The organism is Phenylobacterium sp. (genome assembly GCF_046590535.1).
In the GTDB taxonomy this organism is placed as follows: Bacteria; Pseudomonadota; Alphaproteobacteria; order Caulobacterales; family Caulobacteraceae; genus Phenylobacterium.
Map to the genome: position 1 here is coordinate 1 of NZ_JBKJTG010000129.1, position 16592 is coordinate 16592.

The 16592-nt window shown below is 69.4% G+C and carries 17 protein-coding genes; 9 read left to right on the top strand and 8 right to left on the bottom strand.

The genetic code is table 11. The annotated features are described in order from the left end of the window. The 4 genes from ACLL81_RS07790 to ACLL81_RS07805 all read left to right on the top strand — a co-directional run. Nucleotides 1-254 (top strand): riboflavin kinase (locus tag ACLL81_RS07790; protein WP_411287779.1); only part of this gene is annotated, 254 nt, incomplete at its 5' end. A 223-nt stretch (nt 255-477) separates the two neighbouring features. Then, nucleotides 478-3417 carry an isoleucine--tRNA ligase gene (gene ileS, locus ACLL81_RS07795; protein WP_411287780.1) on the top strand — a complete coding sequence of 980 codons (2940 nt, stop codon included), beginning with the start codon at nt 478-480 and terminating at the stop codon, nt 3415-3417. After that, complete coding sequence (gene lspA / locus ACLL81_RS07800; RefSeq protein WP_411287781.1) at nt 3414-3899, top strand: signal peptidase II; 486 nt, start codon at nt 3414-3416, stop codon at nt 3897-3899. Before ileS ends, lspA begins: the two co-directional genes overlap by 4 nt. 78 nt (nt 3900-3977) lie before the next feature. After that, a complete protein-coding gene (locus ACLL81_RS07805) occupies nt 3978-4535 on the top strand; it encodes a DUF3035 domain-containing protein (RefSeq protein ID WP_411287782.1) in 558 nt (185 codons plus the stop codon). Here the strand turns inward: ACLL81_RS07805 and ACLL81_RS07810 are convergent. Continuing rightward, nucleotides 4516-5484: a TraB/GumN family protein gene (locus ACLL81_RS07810; protein ID WP_411287783.1), complete on the bottom strand. Its 969-nt coding sequence runs from the start codon at nt 5482-5484 to the stop codon at nt 4516-4518. The genes ACLL81_RS07805 and ACLL81_RS07810 overlap by 20 nt on opposite strands. A 55-nt stretch (nt 5485-5539) precedes the next feature. Between ACLL81_RS07810 and mutL the strand changes: the two genes are divergently transcribed. Beyond that, nucleotides 5540-7375, top strand: coding sequence for a DNA mismatch repair endonuclease MutL (gene mutL, locus ACLL81_RS07815; protein ID WP_411287784.1), 1836 nt, complete (start codon nt 5540-5542; stop codon nt 7373-7375). On the opposite strand, the gene rsmD is transcribed toward mutL, so the two are convergent. Continuing rightward, on the bottom strand, nt 7372-7941 hold the full coding sequence (gene rsmD, locus ACLL81_RS07820) for a 16S rRNA (guanine(966)-N(2))-methyltransferase RsmD (RefSeq protein ID WP_411287785.1): 570 nt from the start codon (nt 7939-7941) through the stop codon (nt 7372-7374). The genes mutL and rsmD overlap by 4 nt on opposite strands. Before the next feature lie 8 nt (nt 7942-7949). Next, nucleotides 7950-9071: a pseudouridine synthase gene (locus ACLL81_RS07825; RefSeq protein WP_411287786.1), complete on the bottom strand. Its 1122-nt coding sequence runs from the start codon at nt 9069-9071 to the stop codon at nt 7950-7952. Nucleotides 9072-9077: 6 nt separating this feature from the next. Here ACLL81_RS07825 and tadA point away from each other — a divergent pair, with 6 nt between their 5' ends. Next, on the top strand, nt 9078-9527 hold the full coding sequence (tadA, locus tag ACLL81_RS07830; RefSeq protein ID WP_411287787.1) for a tRNA adenosine(34) deaminase TadA: 450 nt from the start codon (nt 9078-9080) through the stop codon (nt 9525-9527). Nucleotides 9528-9677: 150 nt separating this feature from the next. Continuing rightward, nucleotides 9678-10550, top strand: coding sequence for an SDR family NAD(P)-dependent oxidoreductase (locus ACLL81_RS07835; protein ID WP_411287788.1), 873 nt, complete (start codon nt 9678-9680; stop codon nt 10548-10550). On the opposite strand, the gene ACLL81_RS07840 is transcribed toward ACLL81_RS07835, so the two are convergent. From ACLL81_RS07840 to ACLL81_RS07860, 5 genes are all read right to left on the bottom strand, one after another. After that, nucleotides 10547-11122, bottom strand: a complete 576-nt coding sequence (locus ACLL81_RS07840) for a GNAT family N-acetyltransferase (protein ID WP_411287789.1) — start codon at nt 11120-11122, stop codon at nt 10547-10549. The genes ACLL81_RS07835 and ACLL81_RS07840 overlap by 4 nt on opposite strands. A 123-nt stretch (nt 11123-11245) precedes the next feature. Next, on the bottom strand, nt 11246-12001 hold the full coding sequence (locus ACLL81_RS07845) for a TSUP family transporter (RefSeq protein WP_411287790.1): 756 nt from the start codon (nt 11999-12001) through the stop codon (nt 11246-11248). Next, nucleotides 11998-12522: a GNAT family N-acetyltransferase gene (locus ACLL81_RS07850; RefSeq protein ID WP_411287791.1), complete on the bottom strand. Its 525-nt coding sequence runs from the start codon at nt 12520-12522 to the stop codon at nt 11998-12000. Before ACLL81_RS07850 ends, ACLL81_RS07845 begins: the two co-directional genes overlap by 4 nt. Before the next feature lie 125 nt (nt 12523-12647). Further along, the gene (locus tag ACLL81_RS07855) at nt 12648-13967 is read right to left on the bottom strand and encodes an acyl-CoA dehydrogenase family protein (RefSeq protein WP_411287792.1); all 1320 of its coding nucleotides are present in this window, start codon (nt 13965-13967) and stop codon (nt 12648-12650) included. 231 nt (nt 13968-14198) lie between these two features. Then, a complete protein-coding gene (locus ACLL81_RS07860) occupies nt 14199-14609 on the bottom strand; it encodes a hypothetical protein (RefSeq protein WP_411287793.1) in 411 nt (136 codons plus the stop codon). Nucleotides 14610-14826: 217 nt separating this feature from the next. Here ACLL81_RS07860 and groES point away from each other — a divergent pair, with 217 nt between their 5' ends. Beyond that, nucleotides 14827-15120: a co-chaperone GroES gene (gene groES, locus ACLL81_RS07865; RefSeq protein WP_411287794.1), complete on the top strand. Its 294-nt coding sequence runs from the start codon at nt 14827-14829 to the stop codon at nt 15118-15120. A gap of 54 nt (nt 15121-15174) precedes the next feature. Further along, the coding region (gene groL / locus ACLL81_RS07870) for a chaperonin GroEL (RefSeq protein ID WP_411287795.1) at nt 15175-16592 on the top strand (1418 nt) is incomplete at its 3' end.

The window sequence follows — 16592 nt, forward strand, 5'->3', positions numbered from 1 at the left end:
CCCGCACCCGCCTGCAGGACGGCCGCCGGCTGCCGGGGGTGGCCAATATCGGGGTGAACCCGACCGTCGAGGGGATCACCAAGCCGCTGCTCGAGGTCTGGCTGTTCGACTTCGACGAGGACCTCTACGACCAGACCATCGAGACCGACCTGATCGCCTTCCTGCGCCCCGAGGAGAAGTTCGCCGGCCTCGACGAGATGACCGCCCAGGTCATGAAGGACGCGGCCCGGGCGCGCGCGATCCTGGGCGCCTAGACTTCCTCTCCGCGGTTGCGAAGGCCGAGGGAGGGGCGAATGCCTATCGGCGGCGCCGCCGCTTTAGTTATGCCCGCGGCTCTGTTAGAGCCTCCGGCCTATGAGTTCGGTTCGGAAATCCCTGCGAATTACCCGCCCGGCGTGACGCCGCCGGACGGCCCCGTTCCAGCGCGCGCCGGGTAGATCCCCGCAACCAGAAGTCCGAACCAAGCTGGAAAGTCCTATGGCCGACGACGCCGAAAAACCCCAACCCAATGCGAAGGGCCGCGACTACCGCGAGACCGTCTTCCTCCCCGACACCCCGTTCCCCATGCGCGCCGGCCTGCCGCAGAAGGAGCCGGAGATCCTCAGGCGCTGGGCCGAAGCCGACCTCTACCACGCGATCCGCAAGGCGCGACAGCAGGCCAAGGCGCCGCTGTTCGTGCTGCACGATGGCCCGCCCTACGCCAACGGCGCCATCCATATCGGCCACGCCCTGCAGAAGACCCTGAAGGACTTTGTGGTCCGCTCGCGGTTCGCCCTGGGGTACGATGTCGATTACCTGCCCGGCTGGGACTGCCACGGCCTGCCCATCGAGTGGAAGGTCGAGGAAGAGTTGCGCGCCAAGGGCCGGCGCAAGGACGAGGTCTCCAAGGCCGAGTTCCGCGCGCGCTGCCGCGAATACGCCGGTGAGTGGATCGGCGTGCAGATGGACGGCTTCAAACGCCTGGGCGTCATCGGCGACTGGGAGCACCGCTACGCCACCATGGACTATTCCAGCGAGGCCGCGATCGTCGCCGAATTCCACAAGTTCGTGGCGTCGGGCCAGCTCTACCGGGGGTCGAAGCCGGTGATGTGGAGCCCGGTGGAGCGCACGGCCCTGGCTGACGCCGAAGTCGAATACCACGACCACACCAGCCCCACCGTCTGGGTGAAGTTCCCGGTGGTGGAAGGCTCCGACGCCGCGGCCGGCGGCTCGGTGGTGATCTGGACCACTACGCCCTGGACCATCCCGGCCAACCGGGCGGTGAGCTACAACGAGGCGGTGGCCTATGCGGTCTACCGGGTCGAGGCGATGGAAGAGGGCCTGGCGTTCGAGCCCTGGGCCAAGCCGGGCGACCGGCTGATCGTCGCCGACAAGCTCGTGGACGAGGTGATGAAGGCCGCCAAGGTGGCCCGCTTCCGCAAGGTTGAAGCGGTAGACTGCCAAGGCATGGTGCTGGCCCACCCGCTGGCGGCGCTGGACGGCCACTACGGCTTCCCGGTGCCGATGCTGGCCGGCGACCACGTCACCGACGACGCCGGCACGGGCTTCGTGCACACCGCGCCGGGCCACGGCGCCGACGACTATGTGGTGTGGCTGGCCCACGGCCACCGGGAGATCCCCGAGACCGTCGACGCGGATGGCGCCTACTATCCCCACGTGGCCCTGTTCGGCGGCCTGAAGGTGCTGGAGACCGAGGGCAAGAAAGCCGGCAGGTTTGGCCCGGCCAACGACGCGGTGATCGCCAGCCTGATCGAGGCTGGCGGCCTGCTGGCCCGCGGGCGGCTGGAGCACTCCTATCCGCATTCCTGGCGCTCCAAGGCGCCGGTGATCTTCCGCAACACGCCGCAGTGGTTCATCCGCATGGACGAGCCCCTGGAGGATGCGGCCCACGCCGGCCGCACCCTGCGCGAGACCGCCCTGGAGGCCATCGACGCCACCGCCTTCTATCCGGAGAGCGGGCGCAACCGCATCCGCGCCATGGTTGAGAGCCGTCCCGACTGGCTGGTCAGCCGCCAGCGGGCCTGGGGTTCGCCGCTGGCCATGTTCGTTGACAATCAAACTGGTCAACCCCTGCACGACGACGAGGTCAACCGCCGCATCGTCGAGGCGATCGCCGAGGAGGGCGCCGACGCCTGGTTCATCCGTCCCGTCACGGACTTCCTCGGAAACCACGACCCGGAGCGCTACGAAAAGGTCGAGGACATCCTCGATGTCTGGTTCGACTCAGGGTCCACCCACGCCTTCGTGCTGGAGGGTCGGGCGAACACCCGCTGGCCCGCCGACCTCTATCTGGAAGGCTCCGACCAACACCGCGGCTGGTTCCAGTCGTCGCTTCTTGAGAGTTCGGGGACCCGCGGACGGGCGCCCTATGACGGGGTCCTGACCCACGGCTTCACGGTCACCGAGACCGGCGAGAAGATGTCCAAGTCCCTGGGCAACGCCGTGGAGCCCGACCAGGTGATCCGCGAGTCCGGCGCGGAGATCCTGCGCCTGTGGGCCGGGATGGTCGACTACACGGAGGACCAGCGGATCGGCAAGACGGTCCTGCAGACCACCACCGACGCCTACCGCAAGCTGCGCAACACCGTGCGGTACCTGCTGGGCGCCCTGGCGGGCTTCAGCGACGCCGAGCGGGTGGGCCTGGAAGAGATGCCGCCCCTGGAGCGCTTCATCCTGCATCGCCTCTGGGAACTGGATGGCCAGGTACGCAGGGCCTACGAGGGCTACGTCTTCCAGGACGTGACCCGGGCGCTGACGGAATTCTGCCAGGTGGAGCTCTCCGCCCTGTTCTTCGACATCCGCCGCGACAGCCTCTACTGCGACCAGCCCACGGCGCTGAGCCGCCGGGCTGCGCGCACGGTGATGGATGCGGTGTTCGAGCGCCTGACCGTATGGCTGTCGCCGATCATGCCGTTCACCATGGAGGAGGCCTGGACGACCCGATTCCCGGACGCCGCCACCAACTGCCTGCGGGTGTTCCCGGAAACGCCGGGGACATGGCGCAACGACGCCGAGGCGGCCCGCTGGGCGCAGGTGCAGGCGGTGACCTCCGTCGTCACCGGCGCGCTGGAGGTGGAGCGCCGTGAGAAGCGGCTGGGCGCCGCCCTGGAGGCCGCGCCGAAGGTGCATGTCTCCGACAACGACCTACTGGCCGCCTTCGACGGGCTCGACCCGGCCGAAGTGTTCCGCACCAGCCAGGCGACGCTCGTCGCCGGCGATGGGCCGGCCGGGGCCTTCCGCCTTACCGAGGTCGCCGGCGTCGCCGTGGAACCAACCCGCGCGGAGGGCCGCAAGTGCGCCCGGTCCTGGCGGGTGTTGCCGGAGGTGGGATCGGACCCACGCTACCCGGACCTGTCCCGCCGCGACGCCGACGCCGTCGCCGCCTGGGACGCCGCTCGCGGAAAGGTGGACGCATGAGCCGGGTCACCCGTCACGGATGGTCGGCCTATGGGCTGGCGGCCTTGGTCATCCTGCTGGACCAGATCTCCAAGGCCTGGGTTCTCGGGGTGCTCAATCTGGCCGAGCGCGGCACCGTGCCGGTGATCGGCCCGCTCCACCTGACCATGGTCTGGAACCAGGGGGTCAGCTTCGGCCTCCTGAAAGCCGAACACGATCTGGTCCGCTGGGCGCTGGTGGCCTTCTCAGTGGGGGTCGCCCTCCTGCTCATCGCCTGGGCGCGCAAGTCCGAGCGGCTGACCTCCGCGGCGGGCCTGGGCCTAGTGATCGGCGGCGCCGTCGGCAACGCCATCGACCGCGCCCGCTTCGGCGCAGTGGCCGACTTCATCGACGTCCAGCGGCTGGGGTTCTTCCCCTGGGTGTTCAATGTGGCCGACGCGGCCATCACCATCGGCGTGGTCCTGCTGCTGCTGGACAGCATGCGGCGAGAACGCCCGGCCTAGGGACGTTGGCGTGAGCCTGCGTTTGCGCTATGCCAAGCAACTTCGCGGCCGGGGGCGGTCTTAGGAGCTTTTGAGTTCATGAGCGTCAACCGAGTGATCGTGGCGACCGCCCTGTTCGCTGCCGTCGGTCTTGCCGGCTGTCAATCGACCCGCGACGCGCTGGGGATGTCCAAGGTGACCCCCGACGAGTTCCGCGTGGTGACCAAGGCGCCCCTGGTGGTGCCGCCTGACTATTCCCTGCGACCGCCAGCGCCTGGCGAGCCCCGTCCGCAGGAACTGCAGCCGGAAAGCGCCGCCCGCAACGCCCTGTTGGGCCAGCGCGACGCCGAAGCCCGCTCCGAGGGCGAGAAGCTGCTGGTGGCCAAGGCCGGCGCCGACAAGGCCGATCCGCTGATCCGCTACGTGGTGGACGACGAATTCGGCGACGTGTCGCACAAGGAAAAGTCCTTCGCCGACCGCGTGATGTTCTGGCGCGGCGACGACAAGCGCGGGGCCCCGGCCGGCGCTGCGGTGGACAACACCGCCACGCCGGTGGACGCCGCCGCAGAACAGGCGCGGGTCACCAGCCTGACCGGCGGCAAGGCCGTAACGATTCAGCGCGACCAGAGCCGCCGCATCAAACTGCCGGGTCTGTAGGCTCCGCGTCGGCTTCGCCCGGGGTCTTCACCGTGAAGCCCTGGGCGCGCAGGCGGTCGAGGACGCCGCCCTGGCTGAGCAGAGGGCGCAGTTGCACCACAGCGATGGCGTGCCCTGGGCGCTTCAGGGCCTGAGCGATCTGCGCGGCTTGATCGGCCTTGATGCGGGCGTCCAGGGCCGCGGCCCCCGGCACCGAATTGATGCAGCGCTCATAGGTCCGCTCCGCCGCCAGGGCGCCGCGCACGTCGCCGTCGGCCCAGGCGCGGGTGGCCGCCAGCGTGCCGTCGGGGCCCTGGTCCACATCCCGTAGCGCCTCGTCCAGGCAGGCTCGACCGGCGCCGTCCCCGGCCTTCACCACCGCCCCCAGCAAGGGCGACAGGTCGTAGGTCTTGCTCTCGATCGGCACGCCAGCCTGCGAGGCCAGCAGGCGGATCAGCTTGTTGGGATCCTGATCCGACAGGCTGTGGGTGTCGCGGTAGTCGGTGATCAGCAGCAGGCCAGCGGCCAGCGGGTTCTTCGTGCCATAGCGGCCGGGCGGCTTGCCCAGCCTGGCCCGGGCGGATGCGAAGCGGGCTTGCTCGGCCGGCGAAAGGGTTTCCTCGAAGGGCCTGGACGACTTCAGGCGCAGATAGCTGATCGCCGCTCCGGGGGCGCCGGCCAGCCGGACCCGCATGCCCTTGGCCGGAACCACCACCACATTGGCGCCGGCCAGCCGGCGCATGAACCCAGCCTGGTCCCAGGCCATCCGCTTGGGGGCCAGCGACGGCACCCCCAGCACATGGACCACCGTGTCGGCGTCCTCCACCCGCCAGAAGGCCGGACCGCGCTCGCGGGCAGTGACCACCAGCTCCTCAACCAGGGTGGCATCCGGATCCACCGGGGTCAGCGGGACCTGGGCGCTCGCCGGAAGGCCAGCCAGCAGCGCGGCGGCGGCGAGCCTGCTCAGCATCCGGCGCGGGAAGGCCGGAATCGTCCTATATTGGCTGGCTCTTGAAAGCCGCATCATGCCGATCCGTCGTCTCCCGCCTGAAACCGTCAACCGCATCGCCGCCGGCGAAGTGGTGGAGCGGCCCGCCAGCGCGGTCAAGGAGCTGGTGGAGAACGCCCTCGACGCCGGGGCGGCCCGGGTCGAGGTGCAGGCCGACGGCGGCGGGCTGACCCGCATCCTGGTGGCCGATGATGGCCAGGGTTTGGCGCCCCACGAGCTGCCGCTGGCGGTGGAACGGCACGCCACGTCGAAGCTGGTCCCGGACGACGCCGGCGACTACGACCTCCTGCGCATCACCACCCTGGGGTTCCGCGGCGAGGCCCTGCCGTCGATCGGCTCGGTGGCGAGGCTCTCGATCACCAGCCGCGCCCGGGGCTCGGCGGATGCCCACGCGATCCTGGTGGAGGGCGGCGCGCTGGGCGCGGTCTCGCCGGCCGCCTTCCCCGGCCCGCATGGCGCCAGGGTGGAAGTGCGCGACCTGTTCTACGCCACCCCCGCGCGGCTGAAGTTCATGAAGTCCGAGCGCTCGGAGGCCATGGCTATCGCCGAGGAGATCAAGCGCCAGGCCATGGCCCATGAGGCGGTGAGTTTCGCCCTGGACCTGGACGGCCGCCGGACCCTTCGCCTGCCCGCCGAGGCCAAGGGGCCTGAGGGGCGGCTGGCGCGCCTCGCGGCGATAATGGGCCGCGACTTCTCGGACAATGCACTGGCTATCGACCACGAGCGCGAGGGGGTGCGGCTGTCGGGCTTCGCGGGCCTGCCCACCTACAACCGCGGCAACGCCGCCCACCAGTACCTGTTCGTAAACGGGCGGCCGGTGCGCGACCGGTTGCTGCAGGGCGCTTTGCGAGCCGCCTATTCCGACTTCCTGGCCCGCGACCGCCATCCGCTGGCCGCCCTCTACATTGAGCTCGACACCGCCTACGTGGACGTCAACGTGCATCCCGCCAAGGCCGAGGTGCGGTTCCGCGATCCGGGGCTGGTCCGGGGGCTGATCGTCGGCGGGTTGCGCCATGCCCTGGCTAGCGCCGGGCACCGAGCGTCAACCACGGTCTCCAGCGCAGCGCTGGGGGGTTTCCGGCCCGGCGGTCAGCAGCCGGCGCAAGGCTTTTCCGCCTGGCGGCAAGGCGGGTGGAGCCCGGGCAGCCTGGCCGCCGCCGTCCAGTCGATCCCTGGGCTGACAGAAGTCTCCGCCCGGGCCGAGCCCATGTGGGACGCGCAGCCGGGGCTGGCTGAAGCCCCCGGCCCGGCGCCCGCGTTCGATCCGGTGGACTATCCCCTGGGGGCGGCCCGCGCCCAGGTGCACGAGACCTATATCGTCGCCCAGACCCGCGACGGCGTGGTGATCGTCGACCAGCACGCCGCCCACGAGCGGCTGGTCTATGAGCGGATGAAGGAGGAGTTGGCGCAGGGCGGCGTCTCGCGCCAGGCGTTACTCTTGCCCGAGGTGGTGGAGCTCGACCCCGCGGAGGCCGAGCGGGTGATCGCTCGGGCGCCCGAGTTGGAAGCCCTGGGGCTGGTGATCGAGGCGTTCGGGCCGGGCGCGGTGTTGGTGCGCGAGACCCCGGCGCTGCTGGGGGAGACTGACGCGGCGGGCCTGGTGCGCGACATCGCCGACGACCTTGCCGAGAACGGCCAGGCCCTGGCGCTCAAGGAGCGGCTGGAGGAAGTCTGCTCCACCATGGCCTGCCACGGCAGCGTCCGCGCTGGGCGCAGGCTGTCTGCGCCGGAGATGAACGCCCTTCTCCGCCAGATGGAGGCCACGCCCCACTCCGGCCAGTGCAACCACGGGCGGCCCACCTATGTGGAGCTGAAGCTGGCCGACATCGAGCGGCTATTCGGGCGGCGCTAGGCGCCGGCGTACCGCAGGAAATGCACCCGCGCGGCGCCGTAGTCGCGGGAGTCCAGCGCCCCGAAGCCGGGGACCCCGAAGGCCGGCTCATCCGACCCCCGCTCGAAGACCACCACCGCGCCAGGCGCCAGCCAGCCGCCCTCGGCCAGCTTCGCCAGGGCCACTTCCCCCAGCCCCTTGGCATAGGGCGGATCGAGGAAGGCCAGGCCAAACGCCGGGCCGTCCGAGCCCGGCCGCACGCCCAGGTCCGTGGCGTCGCGCCGGTGGACGCGGGTGACGCCGAACAGGCTGAACGCATCGACGTTCTCGCGGATCGCGCCGCGGGCGGCCTCGTCGGTCTCCACGAACAGGCAGAAGGCCGCGCCCCGCGACAGGGCCTCGAAACCCAGCGCGCCGGAACCGGCGAAAAGGTCGATGACCCGGGCCTTGCGCACGCCCTCAGACCACGCGGCGTGCTCCAGGATGTTGAAGATCGCCTGGCGGGCACGATCCGAGGTCGGCCGGGTGGCCTGGCCCGCGGGCGCGGCGAGCGTGCGGCCGCGGAACTCTCCGGAAACGATACGCACGGCTCAGCTCACCCGCGCGGTTTGGGCCCACGGCCCCGCGGCGCGCCGGGCTTCTTAGCCGGCGAATGGACCTTGGGCTTGGGCTTCGGCTTGGCCCAGCCGGCCTTGTATTCCTTCTTGGGCGCAGGCTCCCCCGAGGCCTTGGAGGCTGGGCGCGAGCGCTGGTCGAAGGTCCGTTTGGCGCGCGCCGCGCCACCCTCGCGCTCCGCCGCCGCCTTGCCGCGGCGGCCGGGCAGCTGGCGGCCCGGCGCGGCCTCGGCGGCGGCCCTGCGCGACGTGGGCGCCGCGGCGGCGCGGAACTGTGGCCGCTCGCCGGTGGGCAGGTTCTCCGGCGCGATGTGCTGGGCGAACTGCTCACGGATCACCCGGGGTCCCACTTCCTCGATCTGGCCGGACCCCAGGGTCCCCAGGGCCAGGGGGCCATAGGAGAGGCGGATCAGCCGGTTGACCTTGAGGCCCAGGAACTCCAGGACCCGGCGGACCTCGCGGTTCTTGCCTTCGGCGAGGGTGACTGTGATCCAGACATTGGCGCCCTGGGGGCCTTCCTTGGCCTTGTCGAGGGTGGCGGTGATCGCCCCGTAATGGACGCCCTCCACCGTGACGCCGGCCTTCAGGGTGTCGAGCTTGTCCTGGGTGACCCGACCGTGCGCCCGGGCACGGTAGCGGCGCGCCACGCCGGCGCCGGGTAGCTCGAGGGCGCGGGCAAGGCCGCCGTCGTTGGTCAAGAGGAGCAAGCCCTCCGAGCTCAGGTCCAGGCGGCCGACCGAGATCAGCCGGGGCAAGCCCTCGGGCAGGGCCTGGAATACGGTGGGCCGGTCGTGGGGGTCCTTGTGGGTGGTCACCAGGCCCACGGGCTTGTGGTAGCGGAACAGCCGCGCCGGTTCCGCGTCGCTGACCACGGCGCCGTCCACCGTCAGGATATCGCCCGCCGCGACCTTCACCGCGGGCGTGGTCAGCACCTTGCCATTGAGCGCCACGCGGCCGGCCTCGATCAGCCGCTCCACGTCGCGGCGCGAGGCCACGCCGGCGCGGGCCAGGGCTTTGGCGACACGTTCTGGTTCTTTGGGGGACGTGCGGGCTTGACCGGACGGAGCGCCGTCGGTTCGGTGCGGATCGTGGACCATGACCATCGCACCATGCGCATCGCGCTCGAAGCCGCGCAAGCCGCAGCCGCCGCCGGAGAGACGCCGGTGGGCGCGGTGGTGATCGATCCGGCGTCCGGCGAGGTGATCGCTATCGGCGCCAACCAGCCGATCGGCGGGCACGATCCCACCGCCCACGCCGAGATCGTCGCCCTGCGCGCCGCCGCCGCCCGGCTGGGCAACTACCGGCTCACGGGACTGACCCTGGTGGTGACGCTGGAACCTTGCGCCATGTGCGCAGGCGCCATCAGCCACGCGCGGATCGGCCGGCTGGTCTATGGCGCCGCCGACGAGAAAGGCGGCGCGGTGGTCCACGGGCCGAGGTTCTTCGACCAGCCCACCTGCCACTGGAGGCCCGAGGTCACCGGCGGGGTTCTGGGAGAGGAGAGTTCGGCTATGTTGAAGGCGTTCTTCCGGGCGCGGCGCAAAGGCGCGGTGAGATGATCTGGGCGGCGATGGCGGCTGGGGCGGCCCGTCTTCATCGAGTTCATCAAGATAACCGCCGAGCCGACGGGCGCCACGTTCCGCCCCTGAGGCTTGCCAGCTGGCCGATCCACGCCCGATGATGGCCCCCAACCAATAGGGAGGTCGGTCATGGGTCTGCTGGACGGCAAGGTGGCCATCGTCACGGGCGCGGGCGGCGGTCTGGGCGAAGCCTATGCGAAGCTGTTCGCCCGGGAGGGGGCGGCGGTGGTGGTCAACGACCTGGGCGGCGCCCGGGACGGAACCGGCGCCGACCGCTCCGCGGCCCAGGTGGTGGTGGACGCCATCGTCGCTGAGGGCGGGCGGGCCGTGGCCAACGGCGACGACGTCTCGACCATGCAGGGCGGCGAGAACATTCTGCGCGCGGCGCTCACCACCTTCGGCCAGGTGGACATCCTGGTGAACAACGCCGGCATCCTGCGTGACAAGACCTTCGCCAACACCTCCGAGGCCGACTGGGATCAGGTGGTGAAGGTGCACTTGAAGGGGACCTACTGCTGCACCCTGCCGGTGTGGCGCTGGATGAAGGACAACGGGACGCGGGGCGTGATCGTGATGACCTCGTCGACCTCGGGCCTCTACGGCAACTTCGGCCAGGCCAACTACGGGGCCGCCAAGGCCGGCATCTACGGCTTCATGCGGGTGCTCTCCATCGAGGGTCGCAAGTACGGCATCCGCGTCTGGGGCCTGGCGCCCGGCGCCTATACCCGGATGACCTCCGACCTGCCCGGCCGGCTGAACCAGGAGCCGGAGCCCACCAGCCTGCCCGACCACATCGCGCCGGCGGTGCTCTATATGGTCTCGGAGCTGTCGGGGGAGCAGACCGGCAAGGTGCTGGGGGCGTCGGGCCGCGGCATGCGCGAGATCAAGATGCTGCAGACCGAGGGCTTCAAGCCCAAGCTGGGCTGGACGGCCCAGGACCTGGCCGACCACGCTGCGGAGGTGTTCTTCCCGGAGAAGGAGATGACTGCGATGTCGGCCTAGGCCAGCCGGGCGTCCAGGCGGTCGCGCACCGCCGGCCACTCGTCGGCCAGGATCGAGAAGAACACCGTGTCGCGGACCCGCCCGGTCCAGGTGATCCTGTCGTGACGGAAAATCCCCTCCTGCATGGCGCCCAGTTTCAGGACCGCGGAGCGGGACCGCCCATTGATGGCGTCGACTCGAAACTGCACGCGGTCCGCGCCACAGGCGAAGGCGTGGCCCAGCAGCAGCCGCTTGCACGCCGGGTTCACCGCGCCGCCCCGCAGGCTCGGCGCATAGTAGGTGCCGCCGATCTCCAGGGCATGGTTGGGCCCATCGATGCCGGAGTAGGTGGTCATCCCCTGGCAGCGCCCGTCCACGACGACGGCGAAGGCGATGGTGCGACCCGCGGCCATGTCCGTCATCAGCCGCGCCCAGACCGCGTCGAAGTGCTCGCCCTGCATGGAGTAAGGATAGAGCTCGTACCAGGTGGCCGGATCGGCGTCGCAGGCTGCGCGGAGGTCAGCCTGGTGCGCCTCGCCCATCGGCTCAAGGCGCACGACGCGGTGCTCCAGGGTCTTCCCCGTCAGCTGCATTTTTTTCCGCTCCCGCCCTTGCACGGGCCGATCGAGGACATACCTGAGGGTCTGCCCATCCTGGGCGTTTCCTCCCTAATGACTTCACCCGCCGGGCTCCTGCAAAGGGACCCGGCGGTTTTTTTATGCTCCGCGCGCGAAGAGCTGGGCGGCTTGTATCAGGTAGGCCACGCCAACCGCGGTGACGATCCAGCGGGTCCAGCGCTTGAAGTTCACGTCGGTCATCCGGTCCAGGATGCGCCCGCCCAGGGCGGTCCCGGCCATGGACAACGGGATGGCGATGGCGAACAGCCACAGAGGCGGGAAGCCCTCGCCGCCAGCGGCGATCAGCGGCGCGCCATAGACAGCCACCTTGGCCAAGTGGGCGAACACCTGGGTTGCCGCCTTGGTGGCGACAATGGCGTGGCGGGTCAGCTCGGTTCGCACGAAGAAGATGTCCAGCAGCGGACCCGCGACGCCAGCCATCAGGTTCAGCCCGGTCACCAGGAAGCCGGAGGCGAAGGCCTGGGGCGGCCGGGCGGCGTCGAGCTTCAGCCAGCTCTGCGGCAGCCACAGAACCCCCGGCACCAGGCCCAGCAGCAGAAACAGCATCGGCTTGGACGGGATGAAGGACATCAGCGCCACCACCCCCGCGGCCAGCGCCGAGGCCAGGGCGTACCAGCCGACGATGTCCCAGCGCACATGCTGGCGATGCAGGATGGCCCGCCAGCCGTTGGCCACCATCTGCAGGAGGCCGTGGGTCACGAAGGCGGCGGAGACCGGCAGCACCAGGGCCAGCGCGCCCATCAGGATCAGCCCGCCGGCCATGCCGAACACGCCCGATAGGAGCGCGGTGACGAAGGCCATCAGCACGACGAAGCCGGCGACGGCGACGTTCATCGGCCAAGCGCCTTGAAGAACACCACCGTGGCGGCCAGGGCGCCGTCCGGCATCAAGGCGTAGTCCGGGATGACGCCCATGCGGGTCCAGCCCAGACCCGTGTACAGCGCCTCGGCGGCGGAGCCCTGCACCGTGTCGAGGGTGAGCAGGGTCCGGCCCATGGCGAGCGCGTGGTCTTCCGCCGCGCCCATCAACGCCTTGGCCGCCCCGTGGCCCCGCGCGCGGCGGTGGACCAGCAGCTTGGAGATGTCCGCCCGGTGCGGCTGGTTCGGGGGCCAGGCGGGGATCACTTGCACGACGCCCGCGATCCCGCTCTCGTCCTCGGCCACCAGTATGGCCCGGCCGTCGTCGGCGTCGGCCTGATCGCGCCAGAAGGCCTCCGCGTCGGCGTGGGTCAAGTCGGCCATGAAGCTCACCGACGCCCCGCCGGCCACGCAGTCGGCCAGGACGTCCGCCAGGGCGGACGCCGCCTGGCGCGCCTCGGCGGGAACCAGCCGCCGGATAGAGAAGGACGTGGTCATGCTGAACGGCGTTCGCTTACACCGCGCCGCGCCCCAAGGCCAAGCTTCGTCGGGCCGGGGACCGGCACAGTTGGGCCGCCGCGCCTACCGCCCCCTGCGAGGGAGGCGGCAGTGTGAGGCTCGGCCTAGTTCCGGAAGATGGCGGCGGTGGACGTGTCGACGGGCGTCTCGCGGTACTGGCGCAGCTCGTTGCGGCCCACCACCATGTGGTGCACCTCGTCTGGGCCATCGGCGATCCGCAGGGTGCGGGTGGATGTGTACATCCGGGCCAGCGGGGTCTTCTGGCTGACGCCCAGGGCGCCGTGCATCTGGATCGCCTGGTCGATGATCTGGCAGACCCGCTCGGGCACCATGGCCTTGACCATGTGGATCCACACGCGGGCTTCCTGGTTGCCCAGAACGTCCATGGCCTTGGCCGCCTTCAGCACCATCAGGCGCATGGCCTCGATCTCAATGCGGGCGCGGCTGATGATCTCCAGGTTGCCGCCCAGGTGGACGAGCTGCTTGCCGAAGGCCTCGCGGCTAAGGCCGCGGGTGACCATCAGGTCCAGCGCCTTCTCGGCCGAACCGATGGCGCGCATGCAGTGGTGGATGCGGCCTGGGCCCAGGCGAAGCTGGGAGATCTCGAAGCCGCGGCCTTCGCCCAGCAGCATGTTCGACGCCGGCACGCGGACGTTGTCGAAGACGATATGCATATGGCCGTGGGGCGCGTCGGGATCGCCGAACACGTTCATGGGGCCGAGGATCTTCACGCCGGGGGCGTCAGTGGGGACCAGGATCTGCGACTGGCGCAGCGCCGGCGGGCCCTCGGGGCTGGTCTGCACCATCGTGATCATGATCTTGCAGCGCGGGTCGCCCGCCCCGGAAATGTAGTGCTTCTCGCCGTTGATCACGTACTCGTCGCCCACCAGGGTGGCGCGGGTGTTGACGTTCTTGGCGTCCGAGGACGCGGCGTTCACCTCGGTCATGGCGAAGGCCGAACGGATCTTGCCGGCCAGCAGGGGCTCCAGCCACTGCTTCTTCTGCTCGGGCGTGCCGACCCGCTCCAGAACTTCCATGTTGCCGGTGTCGGGGGCGGCGCAGTTCATGGTCTCCGAGGCCAGCCGGTTCTTGCCCAGCTCCACGGCGATATAGGCGTAGTCCAGGTTCGACAGGCCCTCGCCGGTCTCGGCGTTGGGCAGGAAGAAGTTCCACAGTCCCTCGGCCTTGGCCTTGTCCTTGGCGGCTTCCAGCACTTCCAGCTGGCCCGGGGCATAGGACCAGATGTCCGGGTTGCCTTCGCCCAGGCGGTGGAATTCCGCGCTCATCGGCTCGACAGTCTCGGCGATGAAGCGCCGCACGCGCTCCAGGAGTGGCATGGCCTTGGCCGACATGCGCAGGTCATTGAGCTCGTCTTGCGGGTTCAGCTTGAAGCTGGAGTCCGCCCGGTCCGCGGTCATGGTCATCCTGGTCACTCCCATAGCGATGCGTTGTTGAGCGCCATATGCCCCCAATCAAACAACTGTTTCAATCGCTATGGCGCCAAAATCCCGGAAACCAGGCGGCAAGGCCTCACACCAGGGCGCGGTTTCGCAAGGTCCGCGCCGCTCAGGCCGATGTGGTCGAGCATCTGGCCTCCTGTCGCCGTCCGGCCGCCCCGCCAGGCGGCCGGAGACGATTGGCAAGGCCGCAGCGCGCTACTTCACCGGGACGTGGGCCACGTGCGGGCAGACCGCGGCGATCAGCGCCTCGTTCTCCGGCCCGGACGCCTTCTTTGGCTTCACCGAGCGCCAGTTGGCCGGGATATCGAGCGCTTTCGAAGGCGTATATGACGCCACCGAGATCAGGTTCTTCTTGGAGCAGTCCAGAGCATAGACATAGCCCACGCCGTCCGACTTGCCGGGGCCGGCGGGGCCGAGCTTGGCCTCCGGCTTGGCGACGGCCTGCATGACCACCAGGCGGCCGCTGGCCTTGTCCTTGTAGCTGTAGTCGGCGTCGTAGGACCACTCGATGCCCTTGTCGGCAGTGGCGAATTTGGTCCAGGTCTCGGCCCCCGCGGCGCCGGCGGCGACGGACATGAGGGCGGCAAGCGCAATGGCGCGGCGCATGGGTTTTCTCTCCGAACAATGTGTCACAGGCTTCAGATACGACCCTAGCGGCGCAATTTAGGCGCCTCCAGCGTTTTGGCGTCGCAGCCTTGACTCCGCGCGGCCGCCTACCTAACTCCCCACCGACGTTGGCACTCGAGGGCTGGGACTGCTAACACCCTCCTCAGCCGCCTTTGTCATCACCATTCCAACCGTCTCGAACGGAGAAAGAACCATCATGGCGTTTCGTCCCCTGGGAGATCGCGTGCTGATCAAGCGCGTCGACGAAGAAGAGAAGACCAAGGGCGGGATCATCATCCCCGACACCGCGAAGGAAAAGCCGCAGGAAGGCGAAGTCGTCTCCGTGGGCCCCGGCGCCCGCGACGACAGCGGCAAGATCCAGCCTCTCGACGTGAAGGCCGGCGACCGCATCCTGTTCGGCAAATGGTCCGGCACCGAGGTCAAGCTCGACGGCCAGGATCTGCTGATCATGAAGGAAAGCGACATCCTGGGCGTGCTCGAAGGCGCGTAAAGCCGCCTCACCCGCACCCCCTTCGACAACCCCTCCAGAAAGAGAGTTTCAACCATGGCTGCGAAAGACGTTTATTTCGCCTCCGACGCGCGCGATCGCATGCTGCGCGGCGTCAACATCCTCGCCAACGCGGTGAAGGTGACCCTCGGCCCCAAGGGCCGCAACGTGGTCATCGAGAAGTCCTTCGGCGCCCCGCGCTCCACCAAGGACGGCGTGACGGTGGCCAAGGAAATCGAACTTGCCGACCGCTTCGAGAACCTCGGCGCCCAGCTGATCCGCGAAGTCGCCTCCAAGACCAACGACAAGGCCGGTGACGGCACCACCACCGCCACGGTGCTGGCCCAGGCCATCGTCGTGGAGGGCCTGAAATCCGTGGCCGCGGGCATGAACCCGATGGACCTGAAGCGCGGCGTCGACAAGGCCGTGATCAAGGTCGTTGAGGAGATCAAGAACTCCTCGCGCAAGGTCACCACCAACGCCGAGGTCGCCCAGGTCGGCACCATCTCCGCCAACGGCGACGCCGAAGTCGGCGACATGATCGCCAAGGCCATGGCCAAGGTCGGCAACGAAGGCGTCATCACGGTCGAAGAGGCCAAGACTGCCGAAACCGAGCTGGATGTCGTCGAAGGCATGCAGTTTGACCGCGGCTACCTGTCGCCGTACTTCATCACCAACGCCGAGAAAATGGAGGCCGATCTCGAGGAGCCTCTGATCCTGATCTTCGAAAAGAAGCTCTCCTCGCTGCAGCCGCTGCTTCCCGTCCTGGAAGCCGTGGTCCAGTCGGGCCGTCCCCTGGTGATCATCGCCGAGGACGTCGAAGGCGAGGCCCTGGCCACCCTGGTGGTCAACAAGCTCCGCGGCGGCCTGCGGGTCGCGGCGGTCAAGGCGCCCGGCTTCGGCGATCGCCGCAAGGCGATGCTGGAAGACATCGCCATCCTGACCGGCGGCCAGCTGATCTCGGAAGACCTGGGCATCAAGCTGGAGAACGTCGCCCTGGACATGCTGGGCAAGGCCAAGAAGGTCACCATCACCAAGGACGACACCACGATCGTCGACGGCGCGGGTGACAAGGCCGGCATCGCGGGCCGTATCTCCCAGATCAAGAAGCAGATCGAGGACACCACCTCTGACTACGACAAGGAAAAGCTGCAGGAACGTCTGGCCAAGCTGGCCGGCGGTGTTGCGGTGGTCCGCGTCGGCGGCTCGACCGAAGTCGAGGTGAAGGAGAAGAAGGACCGCGTTGACGACGCCCTCAACGCCACCCGCGCGGCCGTGGAAGAAGGCATCGTCCCCGGCGGCGGCGTGGCGCTGCTGAAGGCGTCCAAGGTTCTGGACGGCTTCAAGGGCGACAACGCCGACCAGGAAGCCGGCGTCGCCATCGTGCGCCGCGCCCTGCAGGCCCCGATCCGTCAGATCGCCGAAAACGCCGGCGTCGAAGGCTCGATCGTGGTCGGCAAGGTCATGGAGAACGC

Coding starts and splice junctions, on each gene's coding strand:
- ileS (WP_411287780.1), top strand. CDS start 478: ATGGCCGACGACGCCGAAAAACCCCAACCCAATGCGAAGGGCCGCGAC.
- lspA (WP_411287781.1), top strand. CDS start 3,414: ATGAGCCGGGTCACCCGTCACGGATGGTCGGCCTATGGGCTGGCGGCC.
- ACLL81_RS07805 (WP_411287782.1), top strand. CDS start 3,978: ATGAGCGTCAACCGAGTGATCGTGGCGACCGCCCTGTTCGCTGCCGTC.
- ACLL81_RS07810 (WP_411287783.1), bottom strand. CDS start 5,484: ATGCTGAGCAGGCTCGCCGCCGCCGCGCTGCTGGCTGGCCTTCCGGCG.
- mutL (WP_411287784.1), top strand. CDS start 5,540: ATGCCGATCCGTCGTCTCCCGCCTGAAACCGTCAACCGCATCGCCGCC.
- ACLL81_RS07825 (WP_411287786.1), bottom strand. CDS start 9,071: ATGGTCATGGTCCACGATCCGCACCGAACCGACGGCGCTCCGTCCGGT.
- tadA (WP_411287787.1), top strand. CDS start 9,078: ATGCGCATCGCGCTCGAAGCCGCGCAAGCCGCAGCCGCCGCCGGAGAG.
- ACLL81_RS07835 (WP_411287788.1), top strand. CDS start 9,678: ATGGGTCTGCTGGACGGCAAGGTGGCCATCGTCACGGGCGCGGGCGGC.
- ACLL81_RS07840 (WP_411287789.1), bottom strand. CDS start 11,122: ATGCAGCTGACGGGGAAGACCCTGGAGCACCGCGTCGTGCGCCTTGAG.
- ACLL81_RS07845 (WP_411287790.1), bottom strand. CDS start 12,001: ATGAACGTCGCCGTCGCCGGCTTCGTCGTGCTGATGGCCTTCGTCACC.
- ACLL81_RS07850 (WP_411287791.1), bottom strand. CDS start 12,522: ATGACCACGTCCTTCTCTATCCGGCGGCTGGTTCCCGCCGAGGCGCGC.
- ACLL81_RS07855 (WP_411287792.1), bottom strand. CDS start 13,967: ATGACCATGACCGCGGACCGGGCGGACTCCAGCTTCAAGCTGAACCCG.
- ACLL81_RS07860 (WP_411287793.1), bottom strand. CDS start 14,609: ATGCGCCGCGCCATTGCGCTTGCCGCCCTCATGTCCGTCGCCGCCGGC.
- groES (WP_411287794.1), top strand. CDS start 14,827: ATGGCGTTTCGTCCCCTGGGAGATCGCGTGCTGATCAAGCGCGTCGAC.